Source organism: Pseudomonas floridensis (assembly GCF_002087235.1).
Classification (GTDB): Bacteria; Pseudomonadota; Gammaproteobacteria; order Pseudomonadales; family Pseudomonadaceae; genus Aquipseudomonas; species Aquipseudomonas floridensis.
Genome location: NZ_MUIO01000002.1, coordinates 259419 through 273720 on the forward strand (window position 1 = coordinate 259419; position 14302 = coordinate 273720).

General features: G+C 62.3%; 13 protein-coding genes and 1 pseudogene. 6 read left to right on the forward strand and 8 right to left on the reverse strand.

Annotated elements, in window-relative coordinates; genetic code table 11:
• Positions 1–30: 30 nt before the first annotated feature.
• The 7 genes from gspF to gspG are packed head-to-tail and all read right to left on the reverse strand — an operon-like array spanning position 31 to position 8180.
• Positions 31–1242, reverse strand: a complete 1212-nt coding sequence (gene gspF, locus BZK31_RS01310; RefSeq protein ID WP_083180944.1) for a type II secretion system inner membrane protein GspF — start codon at positions 1240–1242, stop codon at positions 31–33.
• The gene (gene gspE, locus BZK31_RS01315) at positions 1242–2660 is read right to left on the reverse strand and encodes a type II secretion system ATPase GspE (RefSeq protein ID WP_083180945.1); all 1419 of its coding nucleotides are present in this window, start codon (positions 2658–2660) and stop codon (positions 1242–1244) included. The genes gspF and gspE overlap by 1 nt, the downstream gene beginning before the upstream one ends.
• Positions 2657–5026, reverse strand: a complete 2370-nt coding sequence (gspD, locus tag BZK31_RS01320; protein ID WP_083180946.1) for a type II secretion system secretin GspD — start codon at positions 5024–5026, stop codon at positions 2657–2659. The genes gspE and gspD overlap by 4 nt, the downstream gene beginning before the upstream one ends.
• Positions 5023–5589, reverse strand: coding sequence for a type II secretion system protein GspM (gene gspM, locus BZK31_RS01325; protein WP_083180971.1), 567 nt, complete (start codon positions 5587–5589; stop codon positions 5023–5025). The genes gspD and gspM overlap by 4 nt, the downstream gene beginning before the upstream one ends.
• A complete protein-coding gene (gene gspL / locus BZK31_RS01330; protein ID WP_083180947.1) occupies positions 5582–6745 on the reverse strand; it encodes a type II secretion system protein GspL in 1164 nt (387 codons plus the stop codon). Before gspL ends, gspM begins: the two co-directional genes overlap by 8 nt.
• Entirely contained in the window at positions 6742–7722 is a 981-nt protein-coding gene (gene gspK, locus BZK31_RS01335; RefSeq protein ID WP_083180948.1) for a type II secretion system minor pseudopilin GspK, read from the reverse strand. The genes gspL and gspK overlap by 4 nt, the downstream gene beginning before the upstream one ends.
• A gap of 8 nt (positions 7723–7730) precedes the next feature.
• Positions 7731–8180 carry a type II secretion system major pseudopilin GspG gene (gspG, locus tag BZK31_RS01340; protein WP_083180949.1) on the reverse strand — a complete coding sequence of 150 codons (450 nt, stop codon included), beginning with the start codon at positions 8178–8180 and terminating at the stop codon, positions 7731–7733.
• A gap of 144 nt (positions 8181–8324) precedes the next feature.
• Between gspG and gspI the strand changes: the two genes are divergently transcribed.
• The gene (gene gspI / locus BZK31_RS01345) at positions 8325–8711 is read left to right on the forward strand and encodes a type II secretion system minor pseudopilin GspI (RefSeq protein ID WP_083180950.1); all 387 of its coding nucleotides are present in this window, start codon (positions 8325–8327) and stop codon (positions 8709–8711) included.
• Here the strand turns inward: gspI and BZK31_RS01350 are convergent.
• A complete protein-coding gene (locus BZK31_RS01350) occupies positions 8705–9148 on the reverse strand; it encodes a type II secretion system protein N (RefSeq protein WP_083180951.1) in 444 nt (147 codons plus the stop codon). The genes gspI and BZK31_RS01350 overlap by 7 nt on opposite strands.
• 94 nt (positions 9149–9242) lie before the next feature.
• On the opposite strand from BZK31_RS01350, the gene gspH reads away from it, so the two are divergent.
• The 5 genes and pseudogenes from gspH to BZK31_RS01375 all read left to right on the forward strand — a co-directional run.
• Entirely contained in the window at positions 9243–9704 is a 462-nt protein-coding gene (gspH, locus tag BZK31_RS01355; RefSeq protein ID WP_083180952.1) for a type II secretion system minor pseudopilin GspH, read from the forward strand.
• On the forward strand, positions 9701–10312 hold the full coding sequence (locus tag BZK31_RS01360) for a type II secretion system protein GspJ (protein ID WP_083180953.1): 612 nt from the start codon (positions 9701–9703) through the stop codon (positions 10310–10312). Before gspH ends, BZK31_RS01360 begins: the two co-directional genes overlap by 4 nt.
• Positions 10313–10546: 234 nt before the next feature.
• Positions 10547–11590, forward strand: coding sequence for a glycosyltransferase family 4 protein (locus BZK31_RS01365; RefSeq protein ID WP_083180954.1), 1044 nt, complete (start codon positions 10547–10549; stop codon positions 11588–11590).
• Positions 11591–11601: 11 nt separating this feature from the next.
• Positions 11602–13761 carry an amylo-alpha-1,6-glucosidase gene (locus BZK31_RS01370; RefSeq protein WP_083180955.1) on the forward strand — a complete coding sequence of 720 codons (2160 nt, stop codon included), beginning with the start codon at positions 11602–11604 and terminating at the stop codon, positions 13759–13761.
• A 55-nt stretch (positions 13762–13816) separates the two neighbouring features.
• Positions 13817–14170, forward strand: a pseudogene (locus BZK31_RS01375) (IS66 family transposase); the annotation flags it as partial.
• Positions 14171–14302 lie beyond the last annotated feature (132 nt).

Here is a 14302-nt window from a genome sequence, read left to right on the forward strand (position 1 = left end):
GGCCCTCTTGATCGAGGGCCTTTTCATGGCTTAGTCAACCAGTTGATTGATTTCAATGATCGGCAGCAGAACCGCCAGCACTATGACCAGCACCACGCCGCCCATGACCACGATCATCAGCGGTTCGAGCAAGGCGGTCATACCCATGGCGCGGCGTTCGATGTCACGAGACAGGGTTTGCGCGGCGCGCTCCAGCATCGGCGGCAACGCACCGGTCTTCTCGCCGCTGGCGATCAGGTGAATCAGCAATGGCGGAAAGACCTTCTCCACGCGCAACGCGGCAGCCAGATTCACACCTTCGCGCACTTTGGCGGTGGCCTCGGTGACGCTCTGGCTCAGGCGGTCGTTGGACAGGGTCTGACGCGCCGCGTCCAGTGCGCGCAATAGCGGCACGCCCGCGCCGCCAAGAATCGCCAGGGTCGAGGCAAAGCGTGCCGTATTGAGGCCCAGCACGAAACGCCCGATCAAGGGTAATCGCAGAACCCGGGCGTGCCAGCTCAAACGAGCGGCCGGATTGCGCAGGTACATTCGCCAGCCCCATGCACCGACCACCAGACAGACCAGACACAGCCAGCCCCAGCCGCGGATGAAGTCGCTGGCATTGAGCATGGCCAGCGTCAGGCCCGGCAGATCCTGACGCGCCTGGGAGAATGCGCTGACCACCTGCGGCACTACGTAACTCAACAGAAAGATCACGATGGCAATCGACACCAGCCCCACGACCCCGGGATAGATGAACGCCGTGAGAATCTTGCTCCGCAGGCCGTTGCGCTCTTCGATGTAATCGGCCAGGCGCTCCATCACCTGCGCCAGGTCGCCGGACTCTTCACCGGCGGCAATCAAGGCCCGGTAAATGTCCGGAAAATCACCGGGACGCGCAGCAAGCGCTTCGGCCAGTCGCATGCCGCCGCGAATATCGCTGCGCACGGCGCCAAGGGTCTGAATGATGTGCTTGCGCTCGGCCTGCTCCAGCGTCGCGCTCAGCGCCTCTTCCAGCGGCAGGCCCGCGCCCAGCAGGCTCGCCAGTTGCCGGGTGACCGACGCCAGATCGGTGTCCGACAGCCTGGCGCTGAATACCCCTCGCCCGCCGCTCCCGGCCCGCACCGTCTCGACCTCGACCTGCAACGCGGTCAGGCCACGGCCACGCAGCACAGTAAACGCGGCGTTCTGGCTGTCGGCCTCCAGATGCCCGGATTCGATCTTGCCGTGTGCATCGGCGGCTTCGTAGCGATAGCGATTCATCAGACGTCCCGTGTCACGCGAAGAATTTCTTCCGGCGCCGTGGTGCCGCTGCGGACCCAGCGACCACCGTCCTCACGCATGCTCAACATGCCTGCGCGCCTTGCCGCGCCACGCAGCGCCTGCTCATCGGCGCCGCTGTGGATCAGGCTGCGAACCTGATCGTCAACACAGAACAGTTCGTGAATTCCGGTCCTGCCGCTGTAACCGATCTGGTTACAAGCGGCACATCCCACAGGACGCCAACTGCCCGGTAGCGCGGGATCTTCCTGCCGACACTGCACGCAAAGACGGCGCACCAGACGCTGAGCCAGCACGCCGAGCAGCGATGACGCCAGCAGAAACGGCTCGACGCCCATGTCGACCAGCCGATTGACCGCCGACACCGAATCGTTGGTGTGCAGGGTCGCCAGCACCAGGTGCCCGGTCAGCGACGCCTGCACCGCAATCTGCGCGGTTTCGAGGTCGCGGATTTCGCCGATCATGATGATGTCCGGATCCTGACGCAGAATGGCGCGCAGGGCCAACGCGAACGACATGTCGATGCGCGTGTTGACCTGAATCTGGCTGATGCCCGGCAGGTCATACTCGACCGGGTCCTCGACGGTCAGGATATTGCTGGTGCTGGCGTCCAGCCGCGCCAGCGCCGCGTACAGACTGGTGGTCTTGCCGCTGCCGGTCGGCCCGGTGACCAGCACGATGCCATGTGGCTGACGAATGAGGTTGTCGAGCCTGGCCAACAGGTCAGGGTCCATGCCCAGAGTTTCCAGTTGCAGGCGCCCGGCCTGTTTGTCGAGAAGCCGCATGACCACCCGCTCCCCATGACCGGTGGGCACCGTGGAAACACGAATGTCGATCGGTCGCCCGGCCACCCGCAGCGCAATCCGTCCGTCCTGCGGCAGGCGTTTTTCGGCAATGTCCAGTTGAGCCATGATCTTGATCCGCGACACCAGCGAACCGTGCAGTGCCTTGCGCGGCGACACCACATCGCGCAACGTGCCGTCGACCCGATAGCGTACAACCGAGTGACTTTCGTAGGGCTCGATGTGAATGTCGCTGGCTTCGTCCCGGGCGGCCTGAGTGAACAGCGCATTGATCATGCGGATCACCGGTGCGCCGTCCTGTGCATCCAGCAGATCGGTGATTTCAGGGATGTCCTGCATCAAGCGGTCGAGGTCTGCTTCACTCTCTGCCGCGCCGACTACGGCGGCAGCGCTGCCGGTGTCGGCGTAGGCCGCGGTCAGCAATCCGTCCATCTGTGCGTCGTCGACACGCTCAAGACGTACCGGACCGAATTGCCGCCGTGCCTCATTGATCGCCCAGCCGGGCGTTGACTGGCACATGACCAGCACCGCCCCCTGCTCGTCGTGGCGCAACAGAAGACGCTGCGCCTTGGCCCAGGCGTACGGCAAGGCGTTCATGGCAACGGGGCCGGTACGGGAACGGCCCGAATGGTGGCCCGTGGCATCTGGCCCCGCGCCGGCAATGACTCGGGTATCGCCTTGGCCGCCGACGGCAGCTGCGGCGCCTGCATGTCTGGCAAGGCCCAGTTGCGCTCCGGCTGCAAGCTGCCTTGCGCGCGGCGCATGTAATCGTAACGGTTGAGGGTGATGCTGCGCCCGGCGCCACTGTCGCGAATGATATAGGGACGCAGAAACACCATCAGGTTAGTCTTGGTGAGCTGTCGCCGCTCGTTGCGGAACAGCACGCCCAGCACCGGAATGTTCGACAGCCACGGCACTGCGTCATTGCTCTGGTTGTAGCCGTCCTGAAGCAATCCGCCCAGTACCATGATCTGCCCGTCGTCGAGCAGGATACTGGTGTCAATGGCACGCTTGTTGGTCACCGTGCCCGCCTCGAGCGACGCCCGCTGATCGACGCTGCTCACTTCCTGGTAGATATCCAGCTTGACCGTGCCACCCTCGGAAATCTGCGGACGCACATTGAGCTTCAGGCCGACTTCTTCACGCTCCACGGTCTGGAACGGGTTGTTGCTGGTGCCGCCTCCACCGGTCACGTAACTGCCGGTGACGAAGGGAATGGTCTGACCGACAAAGATGCTGGCGGCTTCGTTGTCCAGGGTCAGCAGGTTCGGGGTGGACAACACATTGCTGCCGCCTTTGCTCTTCAGCGCCCGCGCCAGAACCTTGAGGTCCAGCACCTCACCGATGCCGGGGATGGTCACCGAGCCCTTTACCACACCGACATTCAAGCCCTGTGGCAGAACGTCGATGCTGGTCGGGCTGGCCGGACTGCTGACCAGCCCGGTACCGCCCAGATTGGCACCGCCGAAAACGCCGCTGCCACTCAGGTTGCCGGTCTGCCATTGCACACCGAATTCGCTGGCATCGTCCTCACTCACTTCGACGATCAGGCTTTCGATGACCACCTGAGCACGACGCTGGTCGAGCTGGTCGATCACTTCACGCAGATTACGATACAGCGGTTCGGGCGCCGAGATCAGCAAGGTGTTGGTGGTCGCGTCAGCCTGGATGGTCACGCCGCCAGCCGTGAAGGCTGTGTTCTGATCGGTCTGCTGACCGCCAAGAGCGGTGCCGCTGCTCGTGCCGCCGCTTTGTCCGTAGCCGCTACTGCCTGTGCTGCTGACGTTGCCGCTGCCGGATGAAGTACCGTTGGCGCCCTGCCCGTCACTTTTGTTGACCGAACCGCCCATGCCGCTGAGCATCGCGCGTGCACTGTCAGGCATGCCGCTGTCGCTTTCGCCGGTCAACAACCCGCGTAAGGCCTGGGCCAGCTTGCCGGCCTGAGCGTTACGCAGATAGACCACGTGCAGGTTGCTGGGATTGCTCTGGGCGTTGTCCAGTTTATAGATCAGGTTGCGCGCCAGCTCGGTGCGTTCCGGGCTGCCCGCCCGAATGATGATGGCATTGGAGCGCGGGTCGCCGACCACACTGATTTTCTGGGTCGGATCTCCGCCCTGAGTGTCCAGCAACTCACTCACCATGCCGGCAATATCCACGGCAATGCCGTTGTGGACCGACACCACATCGGTATCGATGGCACTGGGCGTGTCGATGCCGTCGATGATCTGCGCGACCCGCGTCAGGTTCTCGGCATAATCAGTGACCACGATGGTGTTGTTGCCCGGATAGGCGTTGATCGGATTGTTCGGCGACACGATGGGCCGCAGCACTGGGATCAGGTTGACCGCGTTCTCGTACTGCAGGCGAAAGGTGCGGGTCAACATGCCATTGGCGGCGGGTTTGTCAGGACTGTAGATCGGACCGCCCAGCAGCTTGGCATCTGCCTCGGGCACCACATGCGCGACGCCGCCGACATCGACCACGCTGAAACCCTGCATGCGCAATGCCGACAACAACATGTCGTACGCCTGAACCGCCGGAACCTGTCCTTCGCTGACCAGCGTCAGGGAGCCGGTGACCCGCGGGTCCAGCAAAAACTGTTGGCCGGTCGAGCGAGACAAGGCTCGCACGACCGCCTGAATATCGGCGTCCACGAAATTGAGTTGCACCGGCTGATTGCCGAGCACGCTGCGTGCTGCGGCCTGGCTGCGGGCACCGGCCTGCCGATGCGGCGCGTTGACCGGATGCTGCACCCTGGGCGCGCGCGCCGTGTCGGCCTGCCCGCGTTGCCGGTCGAGCAGCGCGTCACCGCTGCGTTGCGTGCTGGCCAAGGGTTGCCCCAGTTCACTGTCCACCAGCAACGGTTGTGTCGGGGATGAGCTGCTGCACGCACTCAGCGCCAGCAGCATGAAAGGCAACACCTTGCGACATTGACGCATGTCATTGAAGCCTGACCACTTCATAAAGCTTCCTTAGCGCCCGGCGCCTGATCCATGCGAACGATCCCGGACAGGCGACCTGCCGAGACTTGAGCGGAAGGCTCGTCTGCGCGCTGCAGACGGGCCTCTGTAACCTGTAACGAAAACTGTCCTGGCTGCTCCAGCAACCATTCCATCACCACATCGGCCGATGCCTGTTCGAACGTCAGTTGCCACCCCGAATCGCTGTCTGGAGCTGTAACCTCTAATCGATAGCGGCCCTTGAGCCCGGCGCCGTCAAGACTGTCTCGTAATGCCTGCTCCAAGTCTTGTCCAGGTACTCGCGACACCGGCATCGACACCTGTTGCAACAGTTCGTCCAGGGTCTGGCTTTGTGTACGCAGTTTGGGAGTCTCGGTATGCCAGTAGGCGATGCTCTTCAGCGGCGGCTGAATCAACAGCAGCCATACCAGCAGCCCCAGCAGCACCAGCCCGGCACTGCTGATCAGTTGCCGTTCTCTACGCGTCAGGCCCGACCACGTGCCTTTGGCACGCAGATGCAATCCACGCCAGCGGGCTTGCGCAAGGCCCAGCGCCGATCTACTCATGGTCGTCAGCCCCGCTGCCATCGCCCTCATGGCTTGCCGACTCGGCCAACGGACTCAGCGTCCACAGACGGTCCTCGCGACTGACGCTCAGGCCCACCTGCTTCAACGCTTCCTGCAAGGCACCATCGATAGGCACCTGCGGCGTTTCGGCCAACAGTTGCAGACGCAGTTGATCCTCGGAAAACGTGAGGCTTTGCACGCTGCCCGCCATGAAAGGCAGCCCCTCGGCGGCCTGTTGCAGCAATTGATTGAAGCGCTGGCCGGAATCGCCGCCCGTTCCACCTTGCCGCGCAGCCAGTTGCTGACGCGCCTGTTGCAAGGGATTGAGAATCACCGGCAGCCCCGGAAATGCCTGTTTGACACGCTGACTCATCCCGGCTTTCAGTGCCTGTCCTTGAGCCGCTTCGCGAGCGGCATACAGGTTGAGGCCCGAGATCCACACCACCGCCGCCAGCACGCAGCAGATCAGGGCGGGCGTCCAGCGGGAAGTCTGCGCGGCTCCGCGTTCAAGCCCCTCATGCAGCCCCCAGCCCGGCGTCTCACCACTCAAATACTGTTGCGCCGACAGGTGCTCAACGCGGCGAACCTCATAACCCAACACCAGTCGCTCACCGGGTCCGTCTTCCAGGCTGGACTCAAGGCCTGGTTGCACCACCGCATGATCGGCGCCGTAACGCAGTAACCAATGATCGTCCAGCCGACAAGCGCTGACCTGCCCAGGCACAGGCACCGCCAAGCCGAACGGCGCCGCATGCAGCCCGCGTAACGGCAGGCGCATCTGGCGCAACAGCTCGATCAGCGGAACCAGCGCGGCCTTCGGCAGCCAGGCAAGGTGCACCCGACCTTCGGCATTGCGCGTGCTGTGAGCGAGGTGCATCCGCTCACTGTTGCCGAGCATCATTGCTTGTGCGGCACAGGTGACGGCCGCTTTGAGACGCGACCCGGACAGCGGTGGCAGATCGATAAACGTGATTACGCTGTCCAGCGGGTGCAGATAGCACTCAACCATCGGCGGTTTTTTGCCCGCGGCTAACGCTGCCAACGTGCTGCGCCCGCACTCGACGTTTCGGCCCGCACGATCCAGCCGCACGTACTCAAGCTCGGTGTCACGAGTCAGCGACGTCAACGGCGGCAGAGCCACTCTCACGCGACTCATATGCCCACCCGTGACCAGATGACCCGCGGAATCGAGTCGCCTACCCGATGCAGCAACGCCTGAATTCTGACCTGACGTTGCTGCGCACGCGCCTGGCCTCGCAACATGAACCACTCGCTGGTAATCCCGACGTTGAGATGATCGACGGTCAGCTTCGGCACACGCAGCCGGTTGACCAGATCGCCACGATTGACGAACCACAGCCCCCGATCACGCTCGGACACAACAGTCTGCGCCCTGGACAGCGACAAGCCGGGAATGACCGCCGCCAGCACTTCAGCGCTGGCAGTGTTGCCGTTCACCCAGGTGTTGCTCGGCAGCACACTCACGTAGTGATCCAGACGCGCCAGCGAAGCCTCGTTCAGACCTGCCACGCCACGCAGATCTTCCAGGCTGCGCAGCATCGGCTGTGTGGCGGGAAGCAGCGTTTGCGCGGACGCGGGCGATGTCACCCGGCCGCTGTCGAAGCTGCTGGCGGCACCGGTTGCCACAGGTGATGACAGAAGCCTTGGATAAGACGTGATCACTCGCTGGCTGATGCGTTGAGCAAGCGCCACGTCGATGCCGATCATTTCGCATAACCGCTCGAAGCTGCGTTGCTGTCCGACATCCAGTTGCTGGTTGGTCAGCAGGTTGCGCAGGTTGAATTTGCCCTGCTGATCCTGCAACTGGCCTTCGAAATCACCCTGTAAAACACCCTGCGAGTCGCTGCCGATCGGCTTGGCCCACGGCTGGTCCAGGCGTGTCAGCGGGTCGCGCTGGCGGGAGTCCCAAAGCAATTGACGACTGACTTCGAGCCCGCCCAGCAGCAGCTCGCTGCCCTGCACGCGGGACTGCTCGGCCTCAAGGCTTCGGGTCAGCACACCCTGACGAGTGAGCATACCGGCCGCGATCACGGCCACGATCGCGGCAATCAGCAACGCGCTGATAATCGCCGAGCCGCGCTGCCCGGGCGACGTGAAAATGAGCTTTTTCATGGCAGCGCTTAAAGCTGCCAGGAGCCGATATCGGCGTTCACACCGTCGCCATCCGGCTGGCCATCGGCACCGAGGGAAAAGATGTCCACCTCGCCGTTGACACCAGGATTCAGGTAATTGTAGGGCCGACCCCACGGGTCATTGGGCAGGCGTTCGAGATACGAGCGCCAGTTACTTTTGTTGACGTTCGCAGGGCGTTCCACCAGAACCTTGAGGCCCTGATTCTGGTTCGGATAGCTGCCGTGATCGAGACGATAGAGCTTGAGGGCCTGCATCAGGCCGGCGATGTCTTGCCTGGCGGCAGTGGCGCGGGCCTGGTCGGGGCGATCCAGCACCTTGGGCACCACGATGGCCGCCAGAATCCCCAGAATGACCACCACAACCATGATTTCGATCAGGGTAAAACCAGCCTGGGCGCGACGGCCTGCAGGCCGCTGCTTGACGCACGCGACTTCCATATCTACTTCCCTTGATAATCCTTATCAGGCCCGCAGTGTAACAAAACTATAAAGCGCGACGAGGGAAATATTCAGTGATTTGCGTTCGCATCCGGGCGGCGTAGCAGTGCTATTCTGCGTCACGGTAGTCAGCCAGGAGGCCGCATGCGACCGCGACACAAGGACCGTGGTTTTACCCTGATCGAGGTGCTGGTCGCACTGGCGATCATTGCCGTTGCCATGTCTGCCGCAGTGCGGGTTGCGGGCGGCATGACGCAGAGCAACGGCCTGCTCCGGGACCGTGCTGTCGCCTTGCTGGCGGCGCAAAATCGACTGGCGGAATTGCGCCTGGAGGGCCAGCTCAAGTCAGGCGCGAAAGCGGTCGACTGTGATCAGGGCCGCCTGCTGCTGCGCTGCGAACAGACGCTGGTCGCGATGCACGGCGGTGCACTGATGCGGGTCAGCGTCAGGGTCACCGAACGCGACAAACAGGCACCGCCACTGGCTCGACTGCAGACGGTACTCGGTCATCCCTGGGTCAGACCTCAATGACGGTCGTTCAAGCGCGTAAGCCCCGGCAGCGCCGGAATCTCAGGCAGCGTGCTGACCTTGAGCCGGGTCTGCTCCGACCCGCGTTCAATCACCACGCCATCCGCCTCGATCGCCACCAGACGTACATCCCTGGCCAGACGCTCGCCCGCCATCACACTGCGCGCCGGTCCGTCATTGAGGCGGATGATCGCCACCGCGCCACGCGCTCCCGCCATCACGCCCGACACACTGATTTGCACCTGAGAAGGTTGATTGGCGAACCATTGTTTCGCCGGACTGGCGAAACCAGAATCCTGCGTAGTGAGGGGTTCCACCGGGGTGTGCGACTGTGCCGGATTCAACAGCAGTGATGACCAGGTCGCCACACCTGCCAGCGCAGCAAGCAACGCCACTGACTGCAACAAGCGCGGAGCCGATACACCAAGAGCAAATGCCATGACTGAACCTCCTGTTCGTCTGGGCAGGAAGTCTACATCAGACTGCGCGTCGGTACAGCGGGACACCGAACGAACACTCAAGGGACACAGCGTCATGACCACGGACAGGCAACAGGGCTTTACCTTGATCGAACTGATGGTAGTGCTGGTGATCATCGGCATCGCCAGCGCAGCGGTCAGCCTGAGCATCAGACCTGACGCCGATGCACAACTGCGCAAGGACGGCGAGCGGCTGGCGCACCTGCTGCAGATCGCTCAGGCCGAAGCCAGGGCCGACGGCCGCCCTATCACCTGGCTGGCCGACGGCAAAGGGTTCGCCTTCAGACGACGCGACGAACAGGGCACCGGTCATGAGCATTTCAATGACGATCCGCAACTGCGACCGCGTACTTGGGAAACACCTTCGATGCGCGTGCAGGTACAGCCCGGACGACCGGTGATTCTGAATGCCGAATGGATTACCCCTGAGTTGCACATTCAGCTCTCCGATGGCCAGCACTCGCTTGGGGTGCACCGCAGCGCGCTGGGCCAGTTGAGCGTGGTTAGCGCACCATGAACACAAACCAGCGCGGCTTTACTCTGCTTGAGGTGATGGTAGCGATTTTGCTGATGTCGATTGTCAGCCTGATTGCATGGCGGGGTCTGGACAGCGTGACGCGCACCGACGCCCGATTGCGTGAGAACACCGAGCAGACCGAATCGCTGTTGCGCTCGCTGAACCAGCTGGAGCGCGACGTGGCCCTGCGCGCCAGCATCGAATTGCAGGAGCCGGACCTCGATGGCAACCAGGGTGAGCGTCCGCAGGCACCGGCGCCGGTCAGCGTACGTGGGACCGACAGCAGCGACTTTCGTCTGGATGTGATTCGCAGCGCGGCCACCTCCGGCGAGGGTTTGCAGCGCGTGCGCTGGTGGCTGAAGAACGGCACGCTGTACCGCGCCATGGGAGACGCCAGCGACCGCTATCCCCTGCCCGCACCTCAGGCTGGCGTCGCTGTGCTCGGGCAGGTTACAGAGCTGCAAGTGCGTATCTGGAAGCAGGATAACGCCTGGCATACGCTGGATGGCAACCGGGAAGACAATCCCAAAGGCCTGGAGATTCGTCTGACCCGGGAAACCGCTCAAGGCCCAGAGCGTTACCGAAAGGTCCTCGATGCGCTGGACTGACGAAGCCGTACTGACAACACCAGACGCAAAGGGCCGGACTGACAGACCTTCACGACCCTGGCCGCTCGTCGCAGCGGCGTGAGTCACCGCCGAAGCGCACGTCTTGCGCGACGTTCAAGGACTATTCTTTTCCCGAAGGAGGACTGACCGCGTCCTCGCTGGACATGGGGCAACGAGCACACCCGCAGGCTCGCATCCGCCTCGTCATGTGAACATCTCGCGCGCAACGGGGCCATGAAAGTCGCTCAGATCGCTCCCTTGTTTGAATCCGTACCTCCCTCGCTGTACGGCGGCACCGAACGCGTTGTCGCCTGTCTCACTCAGGCACTGGTCGAGTTGGGGCACGATGTCACACTGTTCGCTTCCGGTGACTCCTCTACCTGCGCAACGCTGGTCGCATGCCGTAATCAGGCACTGCGCCTGGACCGCTCGTCGAAGTCCACACTGGCGAGCCACATGAACATGCTCCATGAAGTGCGGCAGCGAGCCAGCGAGTTCGACGTCTTGCACTTCCATACCGATCTGCTGCACTTCCCCTTTTTCGAAGCCATTGCTTTCAAGACCCTGACCACCTTGCATGGCAGGCTCGACGTGACAGACTTTCAGAACGCTTATGCACGCTGGCCGGAGTATCCACTGGTCTCGATCTCGCAGCACCAGCGCAACCCGATGCCCGATGCACACTGGCTGGCCAACGTGCCCCATGGCTTGCCGGATTTCAGCCCGACGTTCAACGCGGCCCATGGCGATTACCTGGTCTTTCTGGGCCGCCTCTCGCCGGAAAAACGGCCGGATCGCGCTATCGCCATCGCCCGGGCCAGCGGCCTGCCGTTGAAAATCGCGGCCAAGGTGGATTGGGCCGAGCGCGACTACTTCCATCACGTGGTCATGCCGCAACTTGCCACGCCCGGCATCGAGTACCTGGGAGAAATCGGCGACCGCGACAAGGCTCGATTGCTCGGCAACGCCAGAGCCCTGCTGTTCCCCATCGACTGGCCCGAGCCGTTCGGGCTGGTCATGATCGAGGCCATGGCCTGCGGCACGCCGGTTATCGGCTGGCACTGTGGTTCGGTACCCGAAGTCCTGGATGATGGCGTCACAGGATTGATTGTCAGCAGTGAGCAGGAAGCCGTGAACGCCGTCCATCAGGTGCTTGCACTGGATCGGCAGGCCATTCGCGATGTGTTCAAGAGGAAATTCTCGGCAACTGTCATGGCGCAACATTACGTCGATCTGTACCGACATCTGGCAAGAGGTCATGACATCACTGGATCGTAGGTGTGCATACGATGAAGAAGTTACTGTCCAGCCATGAATCATCCCCACAACCACTTGCTGTCGAAGAGGCACCCTGCACCCAGAGCCTGTTCGTCCTGGTCAACCACAACATGTTTCTGGTGGCGAACGCATCGGGGGACATCGAAGGCCACGATGTCGGCCTGTTTCATCACGACACGCGTCTGCTGTCGGTCTACCGACTGACGCTGGCGGGAGAACGCCCGACGCTGCTTTCAGCGGCCGTCAGCCAGAACAACGTCTACTTCATCTCTCACCTGACCAATCACCCCTTGCCAGCGCTGGGCGCGGAGACCACTCCGCAGGGCGTCCTGCACATCGAGCGCAAACGCTTTCTCTGGGAAGAACGCATGTTCGAGAGCATCACGCTGACCAACTACAGCGACCTGCACGGCAGGCTGCCCATCGATTTGCAGTTCTATGGCGACTTTTTCGACATGTTTGAAGTGCGCGGCCAGAACCGTCCAGTGCGCGGTTCGATGAACCAGCCCGAAGTCTCCGGCTGCAGCGTGGTGTTGCGCTATCGCGGGCTGGACGATCAACAGCGCAATATGGCGATCAGCTTTTCGGAAACGCCTGCTCATATCGACGGGCACAGCGCCCGCTTTCAGATCGACATTCGCGCCCATCAGACCAGAACCTTGTACGTCGAGGTTGGCAATCGCGTCGTTCAACCTACCCGAGCGCGCTATCGCCATGCGGCCGCGCAGGCTTGCCGCGCGATGCGTCAAAAAGAACGCAGGGGTGCGCGCATAAAGGCATCGGGGCGGCTGTTTCAGGCCTGGCTCGACAAGTCCCGCGCCGATCTCGCCCTGCTGACCGCCGACCTGCCCACCGGCCCTTACCCTTACGCAGGCGTCCCCTGGTACTCCACGCCGTTTGGCCGCGACGCCATTATCACGGCCTATCAATCACTCTGGCTGGACCCCTCGCTGGCACGGGGCGTGCTCGCTTACCTGGCCGAACATCAGGCCATGGAAATCTCGACCTTCAGCGACGCAGAGCCCGGCAAGATCATGCATGAAACCCGACAGGGAGAAATGTCGAACCTCAACGAACTGCCCTTCGCACGTTATTACGGCGGCGTCGACACCACACCGCTGTTCGTCATGCTGGCCGGGGCCTATGTGAAAAGAACCGAAGACATGGCATTCATCGACCAGCTCTGGCCATCGCTGGTGCGTGCCACACGCTGGATAGAAACCAATGCGTCCGTTAGTCCCGACGGCTTCGTCAGCTATAAACGCGGCGAGACCACCGGTTTGGCGAATCAAGGCTGGAAAGACAGCCATGACTCGATTTTTCACAGCGACGGCCGCTCGCCTGAAGGGCCCATTGCGCTGGTCGAGGTGCAGGGGTATGCCTGGCGCGCCTACCTGGCCATGAGCGAGCTCGCCAGCATTCGCAGAGAAGAAACCGCAGCCACTCACTGGCACGCCTGCGCAGAGCGACTGCGCCAAGCGGTCGAGCGTCGTTTCTGGATGGAAGACCGGCAATTCTACGCACTGGCACTGGATGGCCAGGGCGAACCCTGCAGAGTCAAAGCCTCCAACGCGGGCCATCTGCTGTTCACCGGCCTGCCAGCCCCCGAACGCGGCAAAGCCGTAGCCCACCAATTGCTGGCCGGCCACTTCGACAGCGGCTGGGGCCTGCGCACCTTGGAAACCGGTGCGATCCGCTTCAATCCCATGTCTTACCACAACGGCTCGGTCTGGCCCCACGACGTTGCCCTCTGCGCTGCCGGCATCGCTCGTTACGGCGAGCATGCAGGTGCCGTGCATATTCTGAGCAGCCTATTCGAAGCCGCGACCGCCTTCGGCATGCGCTTGCCGGAACTCTACTGCGGCTTCAAACGCGGCCCCGGCGAGTCCCCAATCGCCTACCCCGTCGCCTGCCTGCCCCAAGCCTGGGCGGCAGGCTCGGTGTTCATGCTGTTGCAAGCGTGCCTGGGCATTTCTGTCGATGCTGCGCAAAGACGCATCGTGATCACCCAACCGCGCTTGCCCGTCGGCATTGATCGCATCGAGGTGAAGCGTTTGAGGTTTGGAGCATTCAGGATTGATCTGACAGTGCAACGGATCGGAGAGCGGGTGGCGGCGTTTATCGAAAGGCAAGAGGGACCGGGAGTGATTGGGGTGGATGTGAGGTTGTAGGGTATGCGATCCATAAACCCCACCAGCCCAACGGTGGGTCAACGGTTTACCGTTGCAGCCTCAGGTCACGCCGCAAAGTGCGTTGGCCAAGGCCGTGCATTATCTGGCGAATAACTGGAGCCGCCTAGAGCGCTACGTCGAAGCGGGTTACTTGCCCATCGATAACAACGCGGCCGAAAGAGCGATCAAGCCGTTTGTCATTGGTCGCAAGGCCTGGCTGTTCAGCGATACCATCAATGGCGCCAGTGCCAGCGCGAAGATCTACAGCCTGGTCGAGACCGCCAAGGTCAACGGCCAGGAGCATTATGCGTGGCTGCGCCACGTACTTGAGCGGCTGCCGCACGCTTCGTCAGTTGCCGACTACGAAGCTCTGCTGCCGTGGAACTGCTCGCCAGAAATGCAACGGTAAACCGTTGCCCGATTGTTTGTAAGCGCTCCATAAACCCCACCGATCTTAATATGGCTGGCGCGGTCAGCTAAGCGATGCGGGTGAGCAATTCCACGGGAGCAAGGCTTCGTAATTTTTTTCAATCACCTGAGC